Annotated in this window: 20 protein-coding genes; all 20 read left to right on the forward strand. The window is 53.5% G+C overall.

Annotation, left to right across the window (positions count from 1 at the left end; genetic code table 11):
* Positions 1-140: 140 nt before the first annotated feature.
* Positions 141-770 carry a xanthine phosphoribosyltransferase gene (locus NYE33_RS05415; protein WP_042140410.1) on the forward strand — a complete coding sequence of 210 codons (630 nt, stop codon included), beginning with the start codon at positions 141-143 and terminating at the stop codon, positions 768-770.
* Entirely contained in the window at positions 764-2062 is a 1299-nt protein-coding gene (locus tag NYE33_RS05420) for a nucleobase:cation symporter-2 family protein (protein ID WP_039304744.1), read from the forward strand. The genes NYE33_RS05415 and NYE33_RS05420 overlap by 7 nt, the downstream gene beginning before the upstream one ends.
* A 140-nt stretch (positions 2063-2202) precedes the next feature.
* Entirely contained in the window at positions 2203-5274 is a 3072-nt protein-coding gene (locus NYE33_RS05425) for an ATP-binding protein (RefSeq protein ID WP_042140409.1), read from the forward strand.
* Between the two features lie 40 nt (positions 5275-5314).
* A complete protein-coding gene (locus NYE33_RS05430; RefSeq protein WP_341065008.1) occupies positions 5315-6451 on the forward strand; it encodes a response regulator in 1137 nt (378 codons plus the stop codon).
* A 99-nt stretch (positions 6452-6550) separates the two neighbouring features.
* A complete protein-coding gene (locus NYE33_RS05435) occupies positions 6551-7900 on the forward strand; it encodes an MFS transporter (protein WP_341065009.1) in 1350 nt (449 codons plus the stop codon).
* Between the two features lie 38 nt (positions 7901-7938).
* On the forward strand, positions 7939-8145 hold the full coding sequence (locus tag NYE33_RS05440) for a hypothetical protein (protein WP_042140406.1): 207 nt from the start codon (positions 7939-7941) through the stop codon (positions 8143-8145).
* A 29-nt stretch (positions 8146-8174) separates the two neighbouring features.
* A complete protein-coding gene (locus NYE33_RS05445; protein ID WP_341065015.1) occupies positions 8175-8867 on the forward strand; it encodes a hypothetical protein in 693 nt (230 codons plus the stop codon).
* Positions 8864-10087: a glutathionylspermidine synthase family protein gene (locus NYE33_RS05450; protein WP_341065018.1), complete on the forward strand. Its 1224-nt coding sequence runs from the start codon at positions 8864-8866 to the stop codon at positions 10085-10087. Before NYE33_RS05445 ends, NYE33_RS05450 begins: the two co-directional genes overlap by 4 nt.
* Positions 10074-10727 (forward strand): hypothetical protein, encoded by a 654-nt coding sequence (locus NYE33_RS05455; RefSeq protein WP_042140403.1) that lies wholly within the window; start codon positions 10074-10076, stop codon positions 10725-10727. Before NYE33_RS05450 ends, NYE33_RS05455 begins: the two co-directional genes overlap by 14 nt.
* Positions 10724-11116, forward strand: coding sequence for a DUF350 domain-containing protein (locus NYE33_RS05460; RefSeq protein WP_341065021.1), 393 nt, complete (start codon positions 10724-10726; stop codon positions 11114-11116). Before NYE33_RS05455 ends, NYE33_RS05460 begins: the two co-directional genes overlap by 4 nt.
* Positions 11117-11215: 99 nt before the next feature.
* Entirely contained in the window at positions 11216-12232 is a 1017-nt protein-coding gene (locus tag NYE33_RS05465; protein WP_340989614.1) for a potassium channel protein, read from the forward strand.
* Between the two features lie 184 nt (positions 12233-12416).
* A complete protein-coding gene (locus NYE33_RS05470; protein ID WP_076243615.1) occupies positions 12417-13580 on the forward strand; it encodes a glycosyl hydrolase family 8 in 1164 nt (387 codons plus the stop codon).
* A gap of 33 nt (positions 13581-13613) precedes the next feature.
* Entirely contained in the window at positions 13614-15146 is a 1533-nt protein-coding gene (wsfD, locus tag NYE33_RS05475; RefSeq protein ID WP_341065023.1) for a glycan biosynthesis hexose transferase WsfD, read from the forward strand.
* Positions 15143-16693 (forward strand): hypothetical protein, encoded by a 1551-nt coding sequence (locus tag NYE33_RS05480; RefSeq protein WP_076243613.1) that lies wholly within the window; start codon positions 15143-15145, stop codon positions 16691-16693. Before wsfD ends, NYE33_RS05480 begins: the two co-directional genes overlap by 4 nt.
* Before the next feature lie 37 nt (positions 16694-16730).
* Positions 16731-17981 carry a glycosyltransferase family 2 protein gene (locus NYE33_RS05485; protein WP_076243612.1) on the forward strand — a complete coding sequence of 417 codons (1251 nt, stop codon included), beginning with the start codon at positions 16731-16733 and terminating at the stop codon, positions 17979-17981.
* A gap of 43 nt (positions 17982-18024) precedes the next feature.
* On the forward strand, positions 18025-20121 hold the full coding sequence (locus tag NYE33_RS05490; protein WP_341065026.1) for a cellulose biosynthesis cyclic di-GMP-binding regulatory protein BcsB: 2097 nt from the start codon (positions 18025-18027) through the stop codon (positions 20119-20121).
* A complete protein-coding gene (locus tag NYE33_RS05495; protein WP_042140397.1) occupies positions 20111-20965 on the forward strand; it encodes a diguanylate cyclase domain-containing protein in 855 nt (284 codons plus the stop codon). The genes NYE33_RS05490 and NYE33_RS05495 overlap by 11 nt, the downstream gene beginning before the upstream one ends.
* 49 nt (positions 20966-21014) lie before the next feature.
* Positions 21015-21803: an SDR family oxidoreductase gene (locus NYE33_RS05500; protein ID WP_341065028.1), complete on the forward strand. Its 789-nt coding sequence runs from the start codon at positions 21015-21017 to the stop codon at positions 21801-21803.
* 242 nt (positions 21804-22045) lie between these two features.
* Positions 22046-22294: a type B 50S ribosomal protein L31 gene (locus NYE33_RS05505; RefSeq protein ID WP_039304788.1), complete on the forward strand. Its 249-nt coding sequence runs from the start codon at positions 22046-22048 to the stop codon at positions 22292-22294.
* A gap of 476 nt (positions 22295-22770) precedes the next feature.
* Positions 22771-24345 carry a histidine kinase N-terminal 7TM domain-containing diguanylate cyclase gene (locus tag NYE33_RS05510; protein ID WP_042140395.1) on the forward strand — a complete coding sequence of 525 codons (1575 nt, stop codon included), beginning with the start codon at positions 22771-22773 and terminating at the stop codon, positions 24343-24345.
* Positions 24346-24541 lie beyond the last annotated feature (196 nt).

Below are 24541 nucleotides of genomic sequence, written 5' to 3' on the forward strand. Positions count from 1 at the left end.
GGGAAGGACTGGTCCAAGCGATGCGGACACGCTTATGTGTTACACCACTAAGGGACAAAAACCCAGAAGGACAGATTCACTTGAGAGAAACACTCAAGGGGATCTGTCTTTTTTATTTTAAAGGAGGAAGAATCGCTGTAATGAAAGTACTGGAGGAACGCATTAGACAAGAAGGCTTAATTCTATCGGAGACTGTGCTGAAGGTAGATTCGTTTCTGAACCATCAGGTGGACACGGAGCTTGCGCTGCAAATCGGGCAGGAATTCAAAGCTATCTTCGGAGACCAGCCCATCACCAAGGTGCTGACTGTAGAGGCCAGCGGCATCCAGTTCGCCATGGCTGCAGGCATTGCGCTGGGTGTGCCGTTTATTTATGCCAAGAAAAAGAAGGCTGTTACCCTCTCCGAGGCAGTCTATTCCGCACCGGTGCATTCCTTCACCCGTCAGGAAGACTACCTGATCAGCATCTCGCAGAAGTATCTCGGACCTGGCGACAACGTGCTGATTGTCGATGACTTTCTGGCTACCGGCGCAGCGCTTGTAGGACTTTGCGATATCGTGGAGGAGTCCGGGGCGCAGCTGATGGGAGTCGGCTGTGTCATTGAGAAGAGCTTCCAGGAAGGACGCAGCCTGCTGGAGCAGCGCGGAATTCCGGTACATGCCCTGGCGCGGATTGCTTCGATGTCTCCGGGGGAAATTCACTTTATAGATAATCCCTGCACCGGCACTGCCCGTGCGGAAGAATTAATTAAGGAGAGTGCAGGATGCTAAGCAAACAGAAGATATTCGCCCTCGGGCTTCAGCATGTGCTGGCTATGTATGCCGGAGCTGTGATTGTGCCGCTGGTGGTCGGCGGGGCACTGAATTTGAACGGAACGCAGATGGCGTATCTGATCGCAGCGGATCTGTTCACCTGCGGACTGGCAACGCTGCTGCAGATTATGGGCAGCAAGTATTTCGGAAGCGGCCTTCCCGTTGTACTCGGCTGTACCTTTACCGCAGTCAGCCCGATTATCGCTATCGCTTCAGGCTCCAATCTCCCGACAGCGTACGGGGCTATTATTATCTCCGGTCTGTTCGTTGTACTGGCAGCCCCGATATACGGGAAGCTGCTGAAATTCTTCCCTACAGTAGTAACCGGCTCCGTAGTAACTATCATCGGGCTCTCGCTGATCCCGGTAGCGATGAATAATGTGGCCGGAGGACAGGGCAGCGCTGATTTCGGCCAGCCCCGCAATCTGCTGCTGGCCCTGATTACACTGCTCGTAATTCTGGCGGTGAACCGCCTGACTACAGGTTTCCTGCGTTCCGTATCTGTACTGGTAGGTCTGGTTGTCGGAACCGTAATCGGCTATGCCATGGGCATCGTACATTTCTCTACAGTGACTACGGCCTCTTGGGTGAGTGTGGCCCAGCCATTCTACTTCGGCTGGCCGCAGTTCAGTATTACGGCGATCTTCACGATGATTATCGTTAATATTGTGTCCATGGTGGAATCGACGGGTGTGTACTTTGCCGTGGGCAAGGCAACGGATCAGCAGGTAGAACAGAAGCAGATCGTGAACGGCCTGCGTTCTGAAGGGCTTGCCATCATGCTCGGCGGATTGTTTAATGCGTTCCCTTATACGGCGTTCTCCCAGAATGTCGGCTTGCTGTCGCTGACCCGGGTGAAGACGCGCAATGTTATTTTTGCCGCCGGCGGAATTATGATCGTGCTCGGGCTGCTGCCGAAGCTGGCAGCGCTGACTACAGTCGTGCCAAACGCGGTGCTTGGCGGGGCGATGATTGTCATGTTCGGATCGGTTGCTGCATCCGGCATGTCGATTCTCTCGGATGTTGACCTGCGTAAGGACGGCAATCTGCTGATTGCCGCCTGCAGTATTGCTGTCGGTCTCGGCTCTGCTGTGCTGCCGTCTATGTTCGACCAGCTGCCGGAGTTCGCCAGAATGCTGCTGCAGAACGGGATCGTCTCCGGATCTCTGACAGCAATTATTCTTAATATCTTTCTGTCCAAAACCCAGGAGAGCACAGCTTCCGCAGTCGCCGCTCCGGAGGTAAAGTAAAATATTCCTAAAATTTTAACCTAATAAGATAAGCAGCCGATTCCGAAATAAATGGGAATCGGCTTTTTTTATTGCACTTAAATAAACAGAATTTAATGTATAATTTATACAATGACAGCTAGAAGGGAATGGCATGGGGCATGAAAAAATATTGGCTTAGTATTCTAGGCAGTCTGGTGCTGGTGTTGATCATTCCATTGCTCTCTATCCTCCAGACTCTCCATATAAACCGCGGAATGCCGCAAGCCCGGCAAGGGATGATCGATCTGCGCAGCTGGGACTTCCGCAAAGACGGTGTTGTGAAGCTGAACGGGGAATGGGAGCTGTACCGCGGTGCGCTGCTTATGCCTGAGGCGTTCTCCCCGGAGCGGAGGAACCCGGTCATGCCTGCCGTGTCCGGAATGGTTCATGTTCCCGGGAAATGGAATCCTTATATATCCGTCACCGGTGAACCCGCAGCCAAAGGGTACGGCACTTACCGTCTGCAGGCCAGGATTGCCTATGGGGAAGCCGTAATATACGGTCTGCGCACCAGCAACATCCGTACGGCAAGCCGGGTCTTCGTGAACGGGCAGGAGATTGGCAGCAGCGGCAGCCCCGCCCCCATGGCTTCTGAGGGGAGGCAGAATAATATACCCTATACGGGGTTTGCTTCGGTGACCGGAGATACCATGGAGATTATTGTACAGGTGGCGAATTACAGTTACTCCTCCGGCGGTATCGTTCTGCCGATTGTCATCGGTGATCAGGCCTCTATTCTGAAGCACCGCGAATTTGCGCTGTTTGTAGACGGCGGAGCGCTGTTCGGATTTATTATTCTTTCTTTATTCCTGCTGATGTTCTCCAAGGTAAGAGAGAGCCGGGGGGTCACCCTCTATCTGGGTCTATTCTGCATGGCGGCCTTTGTCTACATTCTGACCCACGGCGAGAAGCTGATCGCGGCTGGGCTTCCCGGGCTTCCGTATGAAGTTGTGCTCAAGCTGCAGCTGGCTTCTTCCACGCTGGTCTACTATTATCTGCTGCGCTATGTCGCCAATTCCGTGAATTACCCGATGTCTATTGCAGTCATTAAGGCCTCTAAAATGATTACGAGCGTGCTGCTGCTGATCTCTATATTCATGCCGGCCTATCTGTTCAGCTATCTGGAGGGCCTGCTGCTGACCTGGGGCTCGGTAAGTATCGGCTTTGTGCTCTACTCTATGGTTCAGGGGACAAGACGGAATCCGAAAAATATGTTCCTGATGATGGTCAGCATTGAGAGTCTCAGCGTCGTTATTATCTGCTATCTGGTCAGTTTTATGAACCTGTCATTCAGCTATTTTATAATCTCTTATGAAATTGTCCTGTTCGGATTCGTTCAGGCGATTGTTATGACCCGGCAATATGCGTCGTCTTTCCTTGAGGTGGGGCAGCTGTCACGCAGGCTGCAGACACTGGATGGCTTGAAGGACGACTTCATCTCCGATACTTCCCATGAGCTCCGCAAGCCGCTGCAGGGAATGGTCAACATGGCCCAGACACTGGCGCAGGGTGCGGCAGGTTCCGTGAGCAGTGCCCAGAGTGAGCAGTTGCTCATGATTGTCTCGACGGGCAAGCGGCTGTCTGCCTTAATCAATGATATGTCTGACTTCGCGAAGCTGAATCACGGTTCGCTGTTTCTGCGCCGGCAGGCGGTGGATCTCCGCACCGCGGCTGTCTCCATTATGGAGGTGACGCGCCAGGTATACGGAAAGGACAATCTTGAATTCCGCCTGGACCTGCCCGGCAATCTTCCCCTGCTGGAGACGGATGAACAGCGCCTTGCTCAAATTCTGCATAATTTATTGGCAAATGCCGTCAATTATACGCCTCAGGGCGTGATAACGCTGTCTGCAGAGGTTAAAGAAGAGTATGTTGCCATTCTTATCACGGATACGGGGCAGGGGATTGCTCCTGAGCGTTTGCATTCCATCTTTGATGCCTATGATCCAAGCGGACCCGCAGCCCAGAAGGCCTACCGGGAAAACGGCCTCGGTCTCAGCATTACCCAGAGGCTGGTTGAGCTGGCCGGAGGAGAGATAGAGGTGCATTCGGAGCTGGGGCAAGGCTCTGTCTTCCGCTTCACGCAACCCATCCTGCGGAGAAGCCAAGCTCTGCTGGAGCAGGAGTATCTGGAAATTACCGGCTGGGAGACGGCAGCGGCAGTCCAGCTGCCGGGAGAAGAGCCGGTCCTTCCGCCGCCTGCGGAATGCTGCTTCATTCTGGTTGTGGATGATGATCCTGTCAATCTTCAGGTGCTGGTTAATGTGCTGCAGCTGGAGAATCATTCGGTGATTACGGCCAGCAGCGGGGCCGAAGCTATAAGTAAAATACAGCAGTACCCTGAACTCGATCTTGTCATTGCAGACTGGGTGATGCCGGAAATACCCGGATTGTTATTATGCAAAACGATCCGTGAACGGTTTGTTCTGTCGGAGCTGCCGATTCTGGTGCTGATGGCGAGCAGCCGTCCCGAGGATATCCAGGCTGCGTTCGAGGCCGGAGCCAATGATTATCTGAGTAAGCCGGTGGAGCTGCGCGAGTTCAGGGCGCGTGTGCAGACACTGCTCGATATGCGCAAGTCTGTCCGGATATCCGTTCAGGCGGAGATTGCCTTCCTGCAGGCCCAGATCAAACCGCATTTCTTGTATAATGCGCTCAATGCGATCATCTCCGTATGTCCGGTAGACCCGGATAAGGCCACTGATCTGCTGCTGGATCTCAGCCAGTACCTGCGGAGCAGCTTTGACTTCCAGAACCGGGGACAGACCGTTCCTGTTGAGAAGGAGCTGGGGCTGGTTCAGTCCTATCTTGCCCTCGAGCAGGCGCGGTTTGACGAGCGGCTGAATATCGAGTTCGATGTCCCGGACGATATTATGGGGCTGGTTCCGCCGCTCAGCATTCAGCCGATTGTAGAGAATGCCGTCAACCACGGGCTGATGCAGAAGGAGGCTGGAGGGACAGTGCGGCTGTCGATTCAGCTGCTGCCCGGCCAGCTTGTAGTTGCCGTCAAAGATGATGGTGTCGGGATGTCTCCGCAGCGGATAGCGGAGGTTCTGTCAGAAGAGCGGACAGAGGGCGGCATCGGATTGCGGAATATTCAGCGCCGGCTGCTCAAAATGTACGGAACAGGCCTTAGTATTCACAGTGTGCCCGGCCAGGGGACAGCGATATCTTATACAATTCCCAGGTAATTGACAACTCGAGAACGATGACATGAGGTGAGTCCTTTCAATGAAAGCGATACTAATCGATGATGAAAAGCCTGCATTGCAGCATCTGGAGCGCCTGCTCCTGAAAGACGGACGTCTGGAGATTACCGGCAAGTATACGTCGGCTAGACGGGGACTGGAGCATCTGGAGCAGGAGAAGGCGGATATCGTCTTCCTGGATATAGGCATGCCGGAGATGAACGGGCTGGAAGCCGGCGAATATATTGCCGGTCTGGACCGGAGCACGCGGATTGTCTATATCACAGCATACAGTGAGTATGCTATTGAGGCTTTTGAACTGAACGCCGCCGACTATCTGCTGAAGCCGGTAACCTCCCAGCGCCTTAGCAAGACGCTCGAACGCCTGGAGATTCGCATAGAGCAGAATGAAGCGCGTGTGGAGACGATCCCGGAGCCTGCAGCTGCCGTCAAGCAGCTCTCGATTCTCTGCTTCAAACGTCTCGAGTTCATGGACAGCACGGAGCCCGGGCGCAAGATGCAGTGGAGAACCAGCAAAGCGCAGGAAGTGTTCGCCCTGCTGCTCCATAACCGCGGCCAATGGATTCTTAAGGATACCATTGTGGATTGGGTCTGGCCGGACTTCCAACCGGAGAAGGCAGTAACCAACCTGCATACAACGGTGTACCATATCCGTAAACTGCTTAAGGCCTGGGATATGGACGTGCAGGTTGAGTTCTCGCAGGAGCGGTACAGGCTGACCAAGGAGAATGTGCTGCTTGATCTGGAAGAATTCGAGCAGGGATACTGCAGTACCTCTGTGGAATCGGAAGAGGAATGGGCGCGCAGAGAAGCGGTGCTGAGTCTGTACCGCGGAGATTATCTGGAAGAACATCATTATGACTGGGCAGAAACGCGGCGCAAGGAATTGCAGGTCCGCTTCATCCGCATGTCGCTGCATTCGGCCGAATATGAATTATCCTCTGTACTTCCCCGGCAGGCACTGGACAGGCTGCTGGTTCTGCAGGCACTGGACCCGTATTCCGATCAAATCTGCCGGCTGGTGCTGAGAAGTTACGCCGACCTGGGAGATTTCATCGGGTTTAGGAAACACTATGATAAATATAAGGAACTGCTGCAGCGGGATTTAGGCATCCAGCCGGATCATGTCATAGACAGCTGGGTCCAGAAGGTGCTATAAATCAGCCGGGGGCATTCATCCTAAGGACATTGCCATTAATATTTGTTAGGCATAGAATTTAGTTGAGCCTGAACAGATAATATAGATAGGGATGGAGTAATGAACGACAAAGTTGTAATGCCCCTATGGACCTTTTGCCTGTTTATCGTTGTTATGAACACCACTATGTTTAATGTATCGCTGCCCACAATTATTCAGGATCTGCAGATATCAGCGGACCTGGGCTCGTGGATCATATCGAGCTATTCCATCGGTTATGCCCTGTCAACTGTAATCTACAGCAGGCTATCTGACCTGGTGCCGATCCGCAGACTGCTGACCATCGGCCTGACTACGCTGGGTCTGGCCTCCGTCTGCGGATTATTCGCGCACAGCTTCAGCATCCTGCTGTTGACCCGTATCCTGCAGTCTGCAGGAGCAGGAGTTATGGCAGGCCTCGGACTTGTGCTGGCCAGCCGCTATGTTCCTGTCGGGAGACGCGGCGCAGCTATCGCCATGATCTCCGCAGGCAGCGCGATGGCATTCGGGCTCGGGCCGATTATCGGCGGTCTGATCAGCCAGTATTTCGGCTGGAACGGCCTGTTCGGCATCACCTGCCTCGTGCTGATCGTTCTGCCTGTGCTGCTGCATCTGCTGCCGAAGGAACAGCCCCAGCCTGCCGCTTTTGACGTGACGGGGGCGGCCCTGACGGTTCTTAACGCAGGCAGCCTGCTGCTGGCGGTCACCAGCCAGTCCTACCTGTGGCTTGCGGCCAGTGTAGTGTCGCTGCTTATTCATGCCCGCCATCTGGCCCAAGCGGAGAACTCCTTCATTAACCCTCAGCTGCTGCGCATGCCCGGGTATCTGAAGCTGACTGCGATCGGGTTCTGCATTCTGGTGCTGAACCTCGGCAATCTGTTCCTCATGCCGCTTGCCCTGGCGGGCCTATTCCATGAATCGGCGCTGAGCATCGGCTTGTTCATTGCGCCCGGAGCGATTCTGTCCGCGATTCTGACCCGCTACGTCGGCCACTGGATAGACCGCTACGGCAACCTCCGGTTCCTGATTATCGGCCACGGGGTGCTTGCCGCTGTCCTGGCCGTCTTTGCCATGAAGCTGTCCGTTTCCCCGTTCATTCTGCTCGCGGGTTATCTGTGCTTCTCGCCGTCATTCTCGGCGACCATGGCTTCCCTGAACAATGAGGCGTCGGGCATTCTTCCCCGCAGCTGGATCGGCTCCGGAATGGGGCTGCTGCAGCTGATCCAGTTCTTCGGCGGCTCCGTTTCTGTCGCCGCCCTAGGCTTGCTGCTGCATGCTAAGCGGAATCTGGCGCCTGCCGCCGCCTACAAGCATGTTTACATTCTGCTGTTTGTGGTGAGTTTATGTTCATTAAGCCTGGTGCTGTGGTATAGGTATTCCAGGCTGCGCGAGTTGAAACGAAATAATAGCGGCAGCGTATCAGAAGCATAAGATTGTTCAGAAGGGATTGGTATGGAGTGGATAATGGAATGAATGTCATCCTGTTTGAGAAGATGCCCGAAGGCGAGCTGCAGATTATTGAGGAGCGCGTCTGGAGCATGAACATGATTACGGCCCTGGAGCATGTGAATTATATAGTCGTAGGCGGCCGTGAGTTCGAGGCGGTAGAGGGCCGGCTGAATGTGGACGAAGGGAAGCTTGAGCTTCTGCTGGTTCCGATGCGTACCGAAGGTTAAAGAACATTATCAGGAAAGGAGGGCCCAAGTTGGCAAAAGACGAAAATGTTAAAGAGCCTGCTGTAAGCAGGCTGTTCACCCCTGACGGCAAGCCGATCCGCGTATTGTCGACCTCGCTCGGCATTGCCCTGCTGGCCAATGCGTTATTTATTCCCGGAGGCGCTGGTGCCAGCGGGAGTACCAGCGGTACAGGGGATGAACCGAAGCTGGTGTCCTGGTCTACCGAGGAAGTTAAGAATTATTTCGACAAGAATGTTGACTGGAATATTCCCTATCCGGATGAGAATCAGGAAGAGACTGTCCAGGAAGGACAGGGAGCGGTAACCTCAGGCGGGACAACGGTTATCAACAACTATGGCGGTTATAACTCGGGATTCGGCTGGGATGATGTGCTTCTGTACCACATGCTGTTCAACAGCGGCTCGTTCTACTCTTCAAGAGGGTGGTACAATGACCGGCCGACTTATTACGGAGGCACACGCACTGCCTATAAGCCGCCAACCTACAGCAGCGGCAGCTTCCAGAACAAGCCTGTAGCCGGATCGGTAGTGAAACCGAAGACCTCGACTTCATCGACCGGCTCCATCACCAGAAGGAAAACCTCTTCGAAATCAGGCGGAATCGGCGGCACCTCCAGCGGGCTGGGCTCGGGCAAATCAAGCTCATCCACGTCCAAATCCAGCTCCGGCAAAAGCTCAAGCAAGAGCGGATTCGGCGGATGATCCCGGCAGAGAGCGTCTTCGAATATCTGGACCAGTCCGCTCTGGAGCGGGCACCCCGGGTACAGCAGCTGCATGAGCTGGGCTTCACCTGGGCTGACCTGGAGGAAGAGGAATATTGGCTGGATGCAATAGCTGTGATGCGCGGCGAGACCTACCGGGAACTGAAGGAAGCCTCTTCAGGACTGTGGATGATTCTGGATAAGGCGGTCCGCTACGTCCATCTTAAGCATGACCTGTATGATCTGCTGGGAATTCCCCCGGTGCTGTGGCAGATGCTCGACGACTGCCCTGTGCCTGAGCCGGGGCTGATCAGCCGGTATGCCCGGTTCGACTTTGCTGTAGCCGGCGACGGAACCATTAAGCTGCTGGAGCTGAATGCGGATACACCGACCGGCTATGTGGAGGCCTCTATCGCCACGCCGTGGATCTGCGCAGAGGCGGGTATCGGGAATCCGAATGCCGCAATGAAGCAGCAGCTTGCAGCAGCCTGGGGCGCTGAACGTCCGGATACGGCAGCCTGTGTTGCCTATGGCAGCCATCAGGAGGATACCGGAACGATAGATGCCCTGGCAGCGCATAGCGGACTGGATATCCGCTGCGTCGATTGTCTGGACCTGTGGATTGATGAGGGTGTAGTGAAGGACGCAGAGGACCGGATCATTGAGCGGATGTTCGCGCTCTATCCGAAGGAGTGGATGGCAGTGGATGAAGGCGGCGACGCCCTGGCTTACGCCATCGAGACCGGGAAGCTACAGCTGTTCAACGGGCCGCATAGTATTATCCTGCAATCCAAGGGGCTGATTGCTGCGGTATGGGGGATGTATGAGCTGGGTCTGCTGTTCAACGAAGAGGAACGCCAGGTCATCTCCCGTTACATACTGCCTACGTACAATAAGGCGGTATTCTCCGAAAGCTTTGTGTCCAAGTCTGTCTTCGGCCGGGAAGGCGGGTCCGTGCGGATTTTTGATGATAGCGGAACGCTTGAAATAGAGGATGAGGAAGGGTATGACAGCAGTCAGCTGTTCCCGGTGGTCTATCAAAAAAGAGCCGAAATGGCCCGGATTCAGACCAGCGAAGGGGAGCTTCACCTGCTGACCGGTATGTTCGTGATTAACGGGAAGCCCTGCGGGCTGCTCGGCCGGGCTGGCGGACCGATTACAGGCAATGCCAGTCATTTTATCGCGCTAGGAGTGAGGGGGCTTGAAGATGAACAAGGGTAGAGAGGGACGTGCCGCCGGACGCAGATTCCGGGCCGGGGCGCTGACTGCAATGCTGCTTCTGGCAGTCATGCTGCTAAGCGCATGCTCGGGAAACAGTAACAGTGTGTTCCACACCGATACCGAAACAACGGACAGCGTGTCGCGGGTGCCGTGGGATTACCGGGTAGTCGAAGGCAAGGTGGGTGATCTGATCGGCAGCGACATGACCGTACTGCCGGATAACGAGCTGCTGCCGAACGACGGCAATTATGCTACAGGCGACACCGTATGGACACTGCAGTTCATGGATGCGGAGCTGGTAACAGATGCTGATCAGAAGAATGAGATCCGGCTGTCCTCCTGGACCACGCTGAAATCATACGGTGACCAGAAGACGGCAACGGAGGATCTGGCGAATCTGAAGGTGTCCATCACAACGGATGTGGATCTTGTCGGGGTGTACAAAACCCAGTATCAGGACAAAACCAGAAACTTTGCCGTACTCGAGCTGCCTTCCGGCAACCGGATTAAGCAGCCGATTGATGACAAGCGCTATACCGCGCTGGAGAAACAAAAAACAGCCTCCGTGGTGCTGGAGGAAGTACATGATTTCGCCGACTATGATTCGGCCTATGCGAAATTCCGGGGGTGGGCTAATTGACGATCGTTATTAATCTGGTGGTTAGTATTCTGACCATTGTTCTGCTTCAGGTGCTGGGTATGGTTATATTCACCCTGATGACTCCTTTTAAGGATATGGAAGAGCTGAAGAAGGGGAATGTCGCTGTATCGCTGGCCTTTGGCGGCAAGTTCCTGGCCACGGCGATCATTCTCGGCGTAGCGGCATATACCAATACCTCCATCTGGTTCATGATGCTCTGGTTTGCGGTAGGCTATGTCTGTCTGGTTGCCTCTTACTGGATTTTTGAGCTGTTCACTCCGGGCTTCCGGATTTCGGAACAGCTGCAGAAGGGGAATGTTGCAGTAGGCGTAACACTCTGCATGCTATTCATTGGAACAGCGTTTGCGGTCAGCAGCCTGATTATTTAAAAGGACCGGCCAGACAGCAGGGCAGCTGCCGTGCCTCGGATGTTCTGGCAGCAGCTGCCCGGCCGGTTTAAGCTAACTACCCGAAAGCAGGGATGAGCGTTGCACTTTCTAATCCGAATTTCCGGTAAGCTGCTTCATCTAAAAAAGAAGTCTATAGGTCTGATCATCCTGGCCTTTGTCATTCTGAGTGCATCCACTGCCTTCCTGCTGGAGCCGGACACTTTTCATAGCTGGTTCAACGCCTTTTATTGGGTGATGACCACCATGGCTACCGTAGGCTACGGTGATTATTTCGCTACAACAGTCACCGGCAAGGTATTTACGATATTCTTATATATCTTTGGCATCGGTCTGCTCAGTTTGGTTATCGGTAAGATTATCGATGCCATGGGAGAGATGCAGCGCAGGAGAGGAGCCGGAACCTTGAGCTTTCACGGGCATAATCATGTCGTACTGATTAACTGGAACCGCAAAACACAGGCGGCTGTGGATGAAATTCTGTGTTATGACGCGAACTGCAAGATCGTAATTATCGATGAGAACGGCCGTCATCCGCTGGAACAGCTGGAGCAGGTCCACTTTATTAACGGTGATGCCTCCAGTGATGATATCCTGCTGAAGGCGAACATCGGGAGCGCCAGAGCGGCAATTGTATTCGGCGATACCCGTATAGACGAGGCCTCACTGAGCGACGGCAAGACGCTGCTGATCGCCTCCAGTATTGAGCGGATCGCCCCGCAAGTACATACCACCGTAGAAATCATGCAGGAGAAGAACATTCAGAACTTCAAGCATGTTCAGGTGAACGAGTTCGTGCTCTCCCATGATGCCATCTCCAGACTCGCGGTAAGATCTGCCCTGCAGGAAGGCAATTCTGAAGTGATTACCCAGCTGCTCAGCCGCCAGCATGGTGATGATATCTATGAGATTCCGCGCAGCCGTGCGTGGAATACCTATGGAGATGCCTTTCAGGATCTGCTGCGGCAGGGGGCTACCCTGCTGTCCGACCGCGGTGACCTTGGCATTAACCGTAAGCTGGGGCAGCCGATCCCGGATGATGCCAGGCTTTATATCGTCGCCGATGAGGAGACTTACCGCAGGATCACAAGAGGCTGAACTATATACCATAAGCAGAGCTGCCCGGATCGGAATGATCCGGGCAGCTCTGCTTTTTTTGAAGAAATGGCATAATTTATGAATTAGACACATAATGTTCGCAGAAACAGTAAACAATGTGACATAAATTACCGTTATATTATTATGGCCAATATAAGGACTTGTCTTTTAAGGATGTGATGAATTGGGGAGTACACTCAGCAAGGCGGCTGCAGTGGGTATATCGCTGCTTCTAATCACCTCATGCAGCAGTAATCAGGCCCGGCCCGTACCTTCCGCGGCTACTTCTTCTCCGGCAGTTACTCCTGCGGGAACGAACGTGCCGGAGGAGCCGCTGCTTGACACAGCGGACGAAGAACAGCAATTACTGAAATTCATAGATACGCAGCTCACGGGACCCTATGGGGTATATACGAATTTGCAGGAAACCGGTGAAGCGGCGGAGATGGCTACAGGCCATGAGGTTCTGAGCGAATCGGCCTCGCTTCTGATGAGGGCGGCCGTGCTTAACGGCGATCAGGAGAGATTTGACCAGCAGTGGACGCTGGCCCGCGATACCTTCGATATGGAGGGCGGTTTCAGCTACCGGTTCAGTCCCAAGCAGCAGAAGCAATACACTGTGAACGCAGCGGTAGACGACCTGCGGCTGATCGGCGCGCTGTATGAAGCAGGACAGGCATTTCATCAGCCGGAGTACACGGAAGCAGCCGATAAATATAGCCGGAGATTCTATGATAATAATGTAAAAGATGGATACATGTATGATTTTTATGACAATATTTTCAAAACCACCAACGGGTTCGTAACTTTGTGTTATATTGATCTGAGTGTGTTGCGAAAATTGTCGATATCTAGCGAATTAAGCGGGATATTGTTGAATAATATGGGCGGGATTCTGGAAGACGGATATTTGTCTGACTCCTTCCCGTTCTATGAGACAAGGTTCGATTACAAGACTGGCCAGTACAGCTCCGAACACATCAACACCGTAGAGTCGCTGCTGACCATTCTTCATTTGGCCGAGAGCAACCGGCAGAAGCCGGCGAGCATCCGTTATATCAAAGAGCAGGTTACGGCGGGCACACTGTACGGGCAGTATACACGTGACGGCCAGCGGACGAATGATATCCGTTCTACGGCGATTTATGCGCTCACGGCCATGATCGGTGCTGTGCTGGGCGATCAGTCTCTCTATACGGCCAGTATTGAACGGATGAATGAATTCAGAGCCGTGAATGCTGCAAGTCCGCTGTATGGCGGATTCGGTGATGAGGCTGCCGGGCAGGCATATTCTTTTGACAATCTGATGGCGCTCCTCGCTTATTCCTATTCCAACCAACAACTATAGTAACGAAGGTGAATCGGTATGATAGACAACCCAGTGAAAACATCAACCCGGCCCGGCATAACCCTTGCCAGCCTTCGGATTACCCCGGCGTTTGCCGCGGCTTTTGGCGTCTTGCTCGTAACAGTCATCGCGCTCTTTACCGCTCCCTATGTGGGAATGGCAGATAACGGTGACTTTTTCCGGATTATATATAGCAATGGACTGTACTTCAACCTCCTGGATTATGACAGCCAGTATTTCGGGTATTTCATCAAGCAGTTTGGAATCTACCAATACTATAACGAGAACAGCTCGATGCTGGTCTCCTCCCAGTCCCTGTTTATCAAGCTGGCGCTGTTCGTCAATAAGCTGGTATTCAGCAGGGAAGTGTTCGATATCCGGTTTCAGGCCGCGATCTATACGCTCCTGTATGTGGCTGCTGTCTACCTGCTCATTGAAGCCGTTACGTTCAAGATGTCCCGGAAGCGGGGGATGATTGTTGCGGTTCTGGCAGTTTTTATCTTCGGGGACACGGGGTATACCGCCTACTTCAATTCGTTCTTCGGCGAAAGCCTGGTAATGGTCACGATGATTCTGGTGTTCGCTTCATGGCTGCTGCTGTACCGCAAACGATACAACGATTACGCCATGCTGGCGGTACTTCTGGTCAGCACGCTGATCCTAACGACCTCCAAGCAGCAAAATGCTCCTGTGGGCATGGTGATTTCCCTGCTCTCTATCTCACTTGTCTGGATCCGCCGGGATAAATTGTTCCGCTGGGTCACTCTCCTGTCCGCCGCCCTGATGATGTTCGCCGGTATTGCCACCTATCTTAATATCTCCAAAGAATTCGTGAATATTAACCAGTATCATGCCATGACCCGCGGAGTGCTGATGGAATCAGAGAATCCGGAGACCGCGCTTCAATCCTTCGGGATTAATGAACAGTACGCAATCCTCAAAGAGAATACCTATTATGACCAATACGGGACCGTGGATGTGAAATCGGATCTGCTGGAAAAGGATTTCTACAGCCAATACGGTTTTGTCTCGATTCTGAAATATTATGTTACGCATCCGGACCAGCTGGGCTCGATTCTCGATACGGCTGCCGAAAGCGCCTATACGATCAAGCCGGCGGCGATGGGGAATTATGAGAAATCTGCTGGCAAGGAGTTTCGGGCGCAGAGTCATTTCTTCAACGTGTACAGTACGCTGAAGGAGAAGCTGGCTCCCCGCACCTTTGCCTTCATCCTCCTCTGGATGGCTGTGATTACAGGTGTCTATATGCCTTCCTTCGTGAGCGCGGTCCGGGCGCGGGACTACCGGGGAATGCAGCGGTTGTTCGTGATTCTGGCTACAATGCTAGTCGGATTGTCCGGCATTGTAGTCTCCATTATCGGAGCAGGCGATGCCGATATTGCGAAGCATGAATTCCTGTTTACCTTAGCCTTTGACCTGATCACTTTCCAGGTTATATCGAGCGTCATTGGCCGCGGAATCTCCTCCCGGAAATCCATGCCGGCTGCACCGCCTTCCGTGCCGGCCCCAGAATACGCTGCCCTGAATAATGGGGTGAGTATTTGAAACGCGGAGGAATTATCGTTCTGCTGCTGCTCCTGGCAGGGAACCTCCTGCTGCCCGCCCCGGCGGCTTCCGCCGCCGCGTCACCTGCCGCTGCGCAGCATATTCTGCTGCTCTATGACAGCCTGGCGAAAGGCACGGGGAAGGAAGGGAATGTGGCAGAGCTGCAGCGGCTGCTTGCCGCCTACAGTGCACAGGTTACGCTTAAGAATATATCCGATTATGAGCAAGGCAGCCTGACTGCCTACTCCGGAATGATCACCGTCATTAACAGTGCGGAGCTGAAGATTACGAATAGCGCTTATCTGCAGGACGCAGCGGGCTATAAAGGATCTGTGATGTATGTCGGATACCGGCCGCTGGACCGCGTGCAGCAAGCCTTGCAGCTGAAGACAGACATCTGGCATGGAGCCAGCGCAAGCCTCTCCATCGGCGGGTTCACCGGCATTCCGCTGGAAGTGGAAGAAATGCCTTATATTACTGCTTCACAGGGCGGCCGTACGTACGGCGGGTGGTCTTTTGAGGATGGCGGGGTGCAAATGCCCTACGCGGTAAGCCTCGGCGAATTTACTTATATGCCTTATCTGAAGCAGGGGGATTTAAGCAGCATGGCCGCGGCTTATGTATTGAAGGATTGGCTGAAATCCTCCGCCCGGCCCCGTACGTATCTGGTGCTCAAGGAGATTTATCCCTTCTCCGATCTCGAGCTGCTTGAGCAAACGGCAGACAGGCTGTACCAGAGCGGAATTCCATTCATCGCCAGTGTCCGGCCGGTGTTCGGAAATACCGATTTTCCGGCGATGAAGCGGTATCTGGAAGCCCTGAGAACGGTGCAGGCCCGCAATGGGAGCATTGTTGTCAATGCTCCGGCGGTCAGACCGCCGATCAGTCTTAGTGACCGGTCGCTGCATGTCAAGATGAACAGCTTCATCAATGTGCTGGCAGAGGCCGGTGTAGCCCCGCTGGGGATGGCTGCAGAAGGCTACTGGACGTATGACAAGGAGTATTCTACGGCGGGTATGGGCTTCTTCGACTCGGCGGTACTCTACGCGGATGAAGAAACCAGATATATGGAACAGACGGACACCTCGGTGACCTTCCCGTCCACCCTGTACAGTCTGCCGCTGGAATTCCTGCAAGGGATCAGCAGGACCGGCAAGGCGATGCCGGAGCTTCCGCTGAATGCGGCAGTTACTGTCGACTTGCCTGAGGATGAGGCTGCACTGGACAGTCTGATGCAGAATCTGGAGGAAGAGTGGTATACGTTCGCCGACTATAAACGGGAGGCCCATAACGTTGTTACAGATATCAACACTATCGAATCAGCGGATGGGGTAATTTACATTAACGGCAACAATCTGAATGTCGATTATACCCCGCAGACAGTCGCAGCCGATTACCAGTACCAGGAGAAGCAGGCTACAAGCTTCAACAGGCTGTTCAGCGTGCAGAACCAGTTTTTTATTATTGTGATCCTGATTGCCCTGCTTCTGTTCGGGGGTCTGCTTACCATCGGTTACCGGCTGTACCGGAGGAAATATTTGAAATAAGGAATCCGGAAAAATCAAACAACATTAGGAGAAAAATATGACGGTCTCAGACGTGCTGATGGTCATTGCGGTGATCTGCATCTGGTCACTGCTGCTGGTGAATGTAGCGCTGATTATAGCGGGCTACCTGTACTATATTGAAACTGAAAATAAGGCAGTGCCGGAGATCAGGGGTGAGTATCCGATGGTGACGATTATGGTTCCTGCGCATAACGAGGGCGTGGTCATCAGCAAAACGGTGGAATCCCTGCTGGCGCTGGATTACCCGCATGACCGGTATGAGATCATCGTCATCAACGATAATTCCTCGGATAACAGCGCGGAGCTGCTGGGCGATATCCAGCGGAGGAACCCGCAGCGCAATCTGATCATCATTAATACGGATGCAGTTACCGGCGGCAAAGGCAAATCCAATGCGCTGAATATCGGCTTCACCCGCAGCAGGGGGGAACTCATTGCTATCTACGATGCCGACAATACACCGGAACGCACCGCTTTGCGCTATCTTGTGGCTGAGATCATGAATGACTCCACCCTGGGAGCAGTGATCGGCAAGTTCAGAACCCGCAACCGCGATGCAAGCCTGCTGACCCGGTTTATTAATATTGAGACCCTGTCGTTTCAATGGATGGCGCAGGCCGGCCGCTGGAAGCTGTTTAAGCTATGTACGATTCCGGGAACGAATTTCATTATGCGCAGGTCGATTGTAGAGAGTATCGGCGGCTGGGATGTCAAGGCAATTGCCGAGGATACGGAGATTAGCTTCCGCATTTATATGATGGGGTACCGGATCAAGTTCCAGCCGAAATCGGTCACCTGGGAGCAGGAGCCGCAGACGGTGAAGGTCTGGTTCAAGCAGCGGACACGCTGGGCGAAGGGGAATATCTATGTCATTGTGAAGAATCTTCCGCTCCTCTTCGACCGGAAGGCGGCGAAGATCCGCTTCGATATCCTGTATTATGTCTCGATCTATTTCCTGCTCCTGATCTCGCTGGTCACCTCTGATGTTCTGCTTGTCCTCCATGCGATGGGGTATGTCCATACGACCATTGCCGGACTCAGCAGCTTCCTGTGGCTGCTCGCCATTGTTCTGTTCGTGGTCGGAATCTTCGTTACGCTGACTACGGAGAAAGGCGAGATGAGCCTGTCGAACCTGTGGATCATTCTGCTGATGTATGTTTCGTACTGCCAGCTGTGGATGGTGGTCGCCGCTTACGGACTGTATAACTATCTCAAAGACGTCATTTTCAAACGGGAAGCCAAATGGTACAAAACCGAGCGCTACTGATGCGCCGGAGGAGAAGAAATAAGCGATACAGGAGATACGGAACATGATGAAAAAACAGATAATGATAGGGCTGATTTGCCTCTCCCTTTTCCTGGTTCAAATTCCTGCGGCACTGGCAGCAGCAGTGCTTCCCGGTGACGCCACGATGACTTACGAGACTTCATTTACGGGCAGCGAGATCTCTCTAACGGGGACAAGCTCCCAGCAGCAGTATTTCACAGTCATGGATTACTGGAACGTCGATGCGGTGAACATCAGGCTGCATTTTCAGGTGTCACAGATTAATGCGGAACAGCAGTCAAGTGTGACACTGTCGCTTAACGGCATTCCGTTCTACTCCTTCAGACCGTCCGCTGAGAATAACGGGGAGCAGAGCCTGAGCGTTCCGGCGCCTAAGGGCTTCCTTAAGGAAGGCAGCAACACGCTGAGTATCCAGGGGAATCTGAAGACCGATACGGAGGGTTATCAGCTCTGCAGTGTAGACAATACGCAGGACAGCTGGCTGCATCTGTTCAATACCTCCAATATATCCGTGAAGTACGCGCCTAAGGCGATTACGGGCGGGATTGCGGATTTCAGTGCCAGATTCTCGGGAATGGATACGGTGAAAAGAGGACAAAGCCTGCTGGCCGTGCCGGAGAATGCCACCGGCTCTGAACTGGAGAGCGCGACCTACGCCCTGTCGGGCTTCGCCAAAGGCAATACGCTGAACGATAAGACGATTCCGCTGCTGCCCTACCGTGAGGATACCCTGAAGGACAAGCGTGCAGTGGTGCTTGTAGCGATGTATGACCATCTTCCGGCCACCTTGAAGAATCTGGTAAGCACTACAGCTGATCTCAGCACCCATGCCGTGATCCAGCTGGTGAACAAGGATTCCTCACCGGTGCTGGTGGTTACCTCCAGGGATGAGAGCCTGCTGATCAAGGCCGGACGCTTCATGGCCAGCGGGGAGCTGCTGAGCCAGATCCGCGAAGACCTGAAGCTTGTGGATGATGCTACCGATGTAGCAGACCCGGCGCCGCCCATCAGCTCCAATGTTACGTTCACGGAGACCGGGGATAAGCTGACCGGACCGAATCATCAGGAGCAGACTTATTTCGTTTCGCTGCCGTCCAACCGCTCGATTGCGGATGACGGCAAAATCAGCCTCGATTTCCGCTATGCGGGGAATCTGGATTTTGAGCGTTCACTGGTGACGGTGAGCATCAATAATACGCCGGTCGGCAGCAAGAAGCTGACGAAGGAGCTGGCTAACGGTGATGTGCTGACTCTGGATGTGCCGCAGAGCCTGAACATCTCCGGCAACTTCTCGGTCACGGTGGCGTTTGACCTGGAGATGGCGAATGCCATCTGTACCCCTAATACGGAGCAGATGCCCTGGGCTTATATCAGCAAGGAATCGATGATGCGCCTGAACACGAAGGACCGCACAGAGCTGCTGCTGAGCAACTATCCGTACCCGTTCCTGCGCGACGGCATATTCAACCGTGTGGCGGTCGTTCTCCCGCAGGAGATGGATGACTATGCCTATCAGAGTCTGGGCAATATCTTCAACATGCTTGGCCAATATGCCGGAGGCAACACCGGGGATGTCCATTATTACAGCGATGATGTAGCTTCGGATAATCTGAAGGACAACAATATCATTGCCATCGGTACTTATAAGAACAACAAGGTGATCCGCGACAACAACGACAAGCTTTTCTTCAAATACAACAAAGACGGCTCGACCCTGCTGTCCAATGAGAAAATAGCGATTGAGGAGCAGTACGGTGCCGGCATCGGTACGCTGCAGCTGCTGGACTCACCCTACGAGAGCGGACGGGGCCTGCTTGCGGTTACAGCGGTCAGCTCGGAGAGCTACTACCTGGTCTCGAAGCTGATTGCCAGCGAGAAAGACCGCTGGAAGGTCTATGGGGACGGTGTGGTTGCAGACAAAGACGGCCAGGTTAACGCGTACCGCTTCAAAACCCTCTCAGGCGCGGCGAAAGAATCAACAGTGGCGCAGATTATTGAGCGTTCAGATGTGCTGGGCTTTGTGGTTGCGGCTGTTCTTATGATCACGCTGGTCATTGTATCGCTGCTGCTCCTGCTCCGCAAACATATGAAGAAACGTGGTGATAAGCGTGAGACGTAACCGCAGCAGCCTAATCTCTGATCTCGGGTTTCTGGCCTTCCTGGTCCTGATGTTTGCCTGCACCGTATTCATTGCCGGCTCTCCGGATCACTATATCCAGAACATCATTATTCTGAATGTGGCCTTCCTGCTGGCGCTGGTCACGTATTTCACCACGGTAACTGCGGGACTGACGCTGAATCTGGCGTTTATCTTCGGCTACGGCTTCTTCGTGGTCTATCAAACGGTGTCCGAAGGGGCATCGATTGGCGTTAATACGTACTTCTGGCTGATTATGACTCCGCTGATTACAGTCGTCCTCTGGGTGTTCACGTCCAGCAGCCGTGAGCTGCAGGCCGAGAATGAGCGCCTGCAGAAGCGGACGGCCAATCTCGCCACGGTGGATGAGAATACGGATCTGCGCAACAGTATTTCTTTTCAGAAGGATGCCAGCCTGTTCACCGGGATATCGACACGGTATCATATTCCGCTGACGCTGCTTGTCGTCAAGGTGAAGTACTGGAATGAGATCCGCCGTCTGATTCCGGAAGAGCAGCTGTCCGAAGCGATCTATGATGTCTCCCAGCTCAGCCAGTCCAGTATCCGCACCAATGACGCGCTGTATCTGCTGGACAAGGAGGACGCCACCTGGGGGCTCCTGCTCTTCACGGACCGTGAAGGGGCCAAAATTGTCATTGAGCGGATCAAGCTCCGGCTGCAGGAATTGAATGATACCGAGTTCTCCGGCAAGTATAAAGTGAACCTGGGGCTGAAGATTGGGGCAGTGGAGTATGAGGCGGACAAGATTGAGAATCCGCTCGATTTCATTGTTCAAGCCAAAAATCAGCTTGAATACGATGTATAATGCAGATTAGGGTTCTTGCTTCAATCCAATCTGACAGGAGGACATTATCATGGATATGGGTCTTGGAGGAAAGTCAGTGCTCGTAGCCGCCGCCAGCAAAGGGCTGGGGCTGGCAACCGCACTGGAATATGCGCGTGAAGGCGCGCGCGTGACGATCGCGAGCCGGAGCCTGCCGCAGCTGGAGGCGGCGCGGCAGGCGATTCTGGAGGCCACGGGGCAAGAGGTTGCCGTGGCGGAGATGGATGTGACCCGCCCGGAGGATATTGAACGGGCGGTCCGGACGGCCGCCGAATATGGAGGCGGCCTCGATGTGCTTGTCACGAACGCCGGCGGGCCTCCGGGCGGCAGCTTCGGGGATATGGCCGACGCGGACTGGAGCGGCGGCTTCGAGCTTACGCTGATGAGCACGGTCCGCCTGATCCGCGAAGCGCTGCCGCATATGCGCAGCGCTGGCGGAGGGCGGATTGTCAGCATCAGCTCGGTCTCGATCAAGCAGCCGATCCAGGGGCTGATTCTCTCGAATGTGTTCCGCGCAGGGGTGAACGCGCTGAACAAGAGCCTGGCCACGGAGCTTGCGCCCGAAGGCATTCTGATCAACAGTCTGGCGCCCGGACGCATCGGTACAGACCGGATTCTACAGCTCGACGGCAAACGGGCGGAAGCGGTGGGGACTTCGCTTGAGCAGGTCCAGGCGGAGGCGCTGAAGGGGATTCCGCTCGGCAGAACGGGAACCCCGGAGGAGTTCGGTAAAGCGGCAGTATTTCTCGGTTCTTTTGCCAATACTTATATTACCGGCCAATCCCTGCTTATCGACGGCGGAATGGTGAAATCGCTCTAACGTTCATCCCTAAGCCGATTGCAGGACAACCCGGTCCGCGGTGCCTGAATGCAGGGTGACAAACCCCCTTTTTTCCGGCTCAAAAGGTTGACTCCAGGCCCGCTTTCACGTATGATAGTATGGCGTGTAAAAATCGGAAGATTTACGCATCTCCCTTCGTCTAACCGGAATTATTAAATAGACCAAGAGATGGCTTCATAATACCATAGAAGTTGTATTAGTACGGAAAGGAGGTTATTACAATGAAAGAAGGCATACACCCTAAGTTCAACCAGGTTATCTTCTTCGATGCAAGCGTAGGCTACAAATTCCTGAGCTCGTCCACCAAGTCTTCCGGTGAAACGATGGAATGGGAAGACGGCAACACTTATCCAGTGATCCGTGTAGACTCCAGCTCCGCATCCCACCCGTTCTACACAGGTAAACAAAGAGATACCGAAACTGGCGGCCGTGTTGACAAGTTCAAACAACGGTTGGCACAGAAGAAATAATGGTATTCCTACTATAGAGGATATTCCCGCATCCATGCAGATGGTGAAGGAGTATCCTCTTTGTTTTGTTTATGCACGCCTGTTTAAGCGGCCTGCGCAGGGGGTATTAATGCTTAGGTGGGAAGTGGAAGGTATCAATTAGACGTTTGGAAGGGCATGCCTGCGTGTTTTCCGAAAGGTAGTTGATTAACCCATGTACTACTTGAAAAGACGGAGAAGATCGAGATTACGCCGATTCTACTCCGGTTTAGCACCCTAGCAACTGGAATCCTGCATAACTATAAATTCGCTTCTCACCTTTTGAAGACTCTACGGGCTGCCCGTAGGGTCTTCGTGTATGTTCAGGCATCTCCATGGAACGGCGGGCGGACGCCTATACCTTGGGTACAGATAGTATTTTTGGAAGAAAGATTCATTTGTACGAAAGAGTAGGATATAATAAGGCAAAGTTATCTCAAAAATAGGAGAAATATGACATGCCGTGGATGCAGGGTTATCCTTATTATTTAGTAATGGGCAGCGTTCTAAGTCTCTACATGGGCATCGGTTCTTTCAAGCACCGCCACACACCGGGAAGATGCTATTTATGGATATTGATGCTGCTGGTCAGCCTGATATTCGCGGCTACGGCCGGAGAGATTCTGTCGGATTCCTTTCAAGCCAAGCTATGGTGGAAGAACTTGCAGCAGGGCCCGCTTTTTTTGAGTGCTATCTTTACCTATGCCGTTATTAAAGAGTATGTTTCCCGTTCCTCTGAGGGTTTGGCCAAGAGGCTTATTTTCTTTTGTATTCCGGTCGTGCTCGATGTTGTGCTGATCTTCACCGATTCCTATCATCATCTGATGCGCAGTGAGGTTGGGCTCGCAACAGTGGCAGATGTTACCGGAATTGCAGTGAAGCCTACAGTGTTAAGCATGATCCTTATTGCATATGACCAGCTGTTCGGGTTGTATGCAGTCTATTTACTGGCGATCTCCCTCCTGAATGCTCCTGCATATTATTTCCGCCGTAATCTGATGCTGCTGCTCGGGCTGGTAATTCCGGTACTGACGGTCCTTCTGCTTCCGCTGCTCAAAATTACGATTACCGGGTTCACAGCGTTTACCTATCTTCCGCCCATCATCGTGGCGTACCTCTCCTTGTTCCGTGATCCACGGCTCTCCTTGTATCCGCTTGCCAAGAATAAAATCTTCGAGAATATGAAAGACGGCATTGTACTGACGGACCGCTATGACCATATCATTGATGTCAATGAAGCTGCGGATGCGATGCTCTCCGGGCTGCTGGAAGAGAAGGCGGACACCTGGAGGGGCCGAAGCATACATCTGCTGCTGAAGCAGTACGGGCAGATTTCGGACCATTATGCCAAGCGGTTGGAAGGCCAGTTCGAGATCGAGCCTTCCGGCAAGGACGGTGCCTGTTTCGGCGTCGCACTTATTGCCACGGAGCGGACCCGCACAGAGAACACAGGCATGCTGATGGTCTTCAGTGATCTTAGTGAGAAGAAGAGGTATGAACGCGAGCTGCTGCATCAGGCTACCGTTGATGATCTGACCGGCCTGTACAACCGCAGGCATTTCATGCGGCTGGTGCAGAATTATTCTGCGCAGCACGGGGCGGGAATGGCGCTGCTGCTGTTCGATATCGATGATTTCAAGTTAATTAATGATACATACGGACATCTGGCCGGTGATCAGGCGCTGGTAGATTTGTCCCGGAAGATTATGAAGGTGTACGAACATAACGGGATTTCCGGCCGGGTGGGGGGCGAGGAGTTCGCGGTCTGCTTCTTTGCCGGCAGCGAGGCCGAGGCCTTGAGAGAAGCGGAGAGTTTCCGCGCTTCCCTGGGCGAGCACATCGTCCTGCTGGACGGGGGGCACAGCATCCAGCTGACCGTCAGCATTGGCATCGCCTTCACTGAGCGCAGCGATGTGACCTTCGAGGATCTATACCGCGAGGCGGACGAAGCCCTGTATCAGTCCAAGGCTAAGGGCAAGAACAGAGTAACCCTCGGCCGGCAGCCTGTCGTGCGGCAGGCGGCCAAGGGTTAGTTCGGGATAAATACAAACAGAGCATCTCTCCGTAGGCTGGAGGGATGCTCTGTTGTTGTGATTAGTCACTGCGATGGATCGCACTCCCGAGAGGCCTGTTCCTCTGCCATACAGTTAAGCAGCAGATGGATAAATGACATCTATTTCATGTGAAATGTCTGATTTGGGTGGTTTAGTTGGAAAAAGAACATTTAAT

This window comes from Paenibacillus sp. FSL R10-2199 (assembly GCF_038000235.1).
Lineage (GTDB): Bacteria > Bacillota > Bacilli > Paenibacillales > Paenibacillaceae > Paenibacillus_AQ > Paenibacillus_AQ phytohabitans.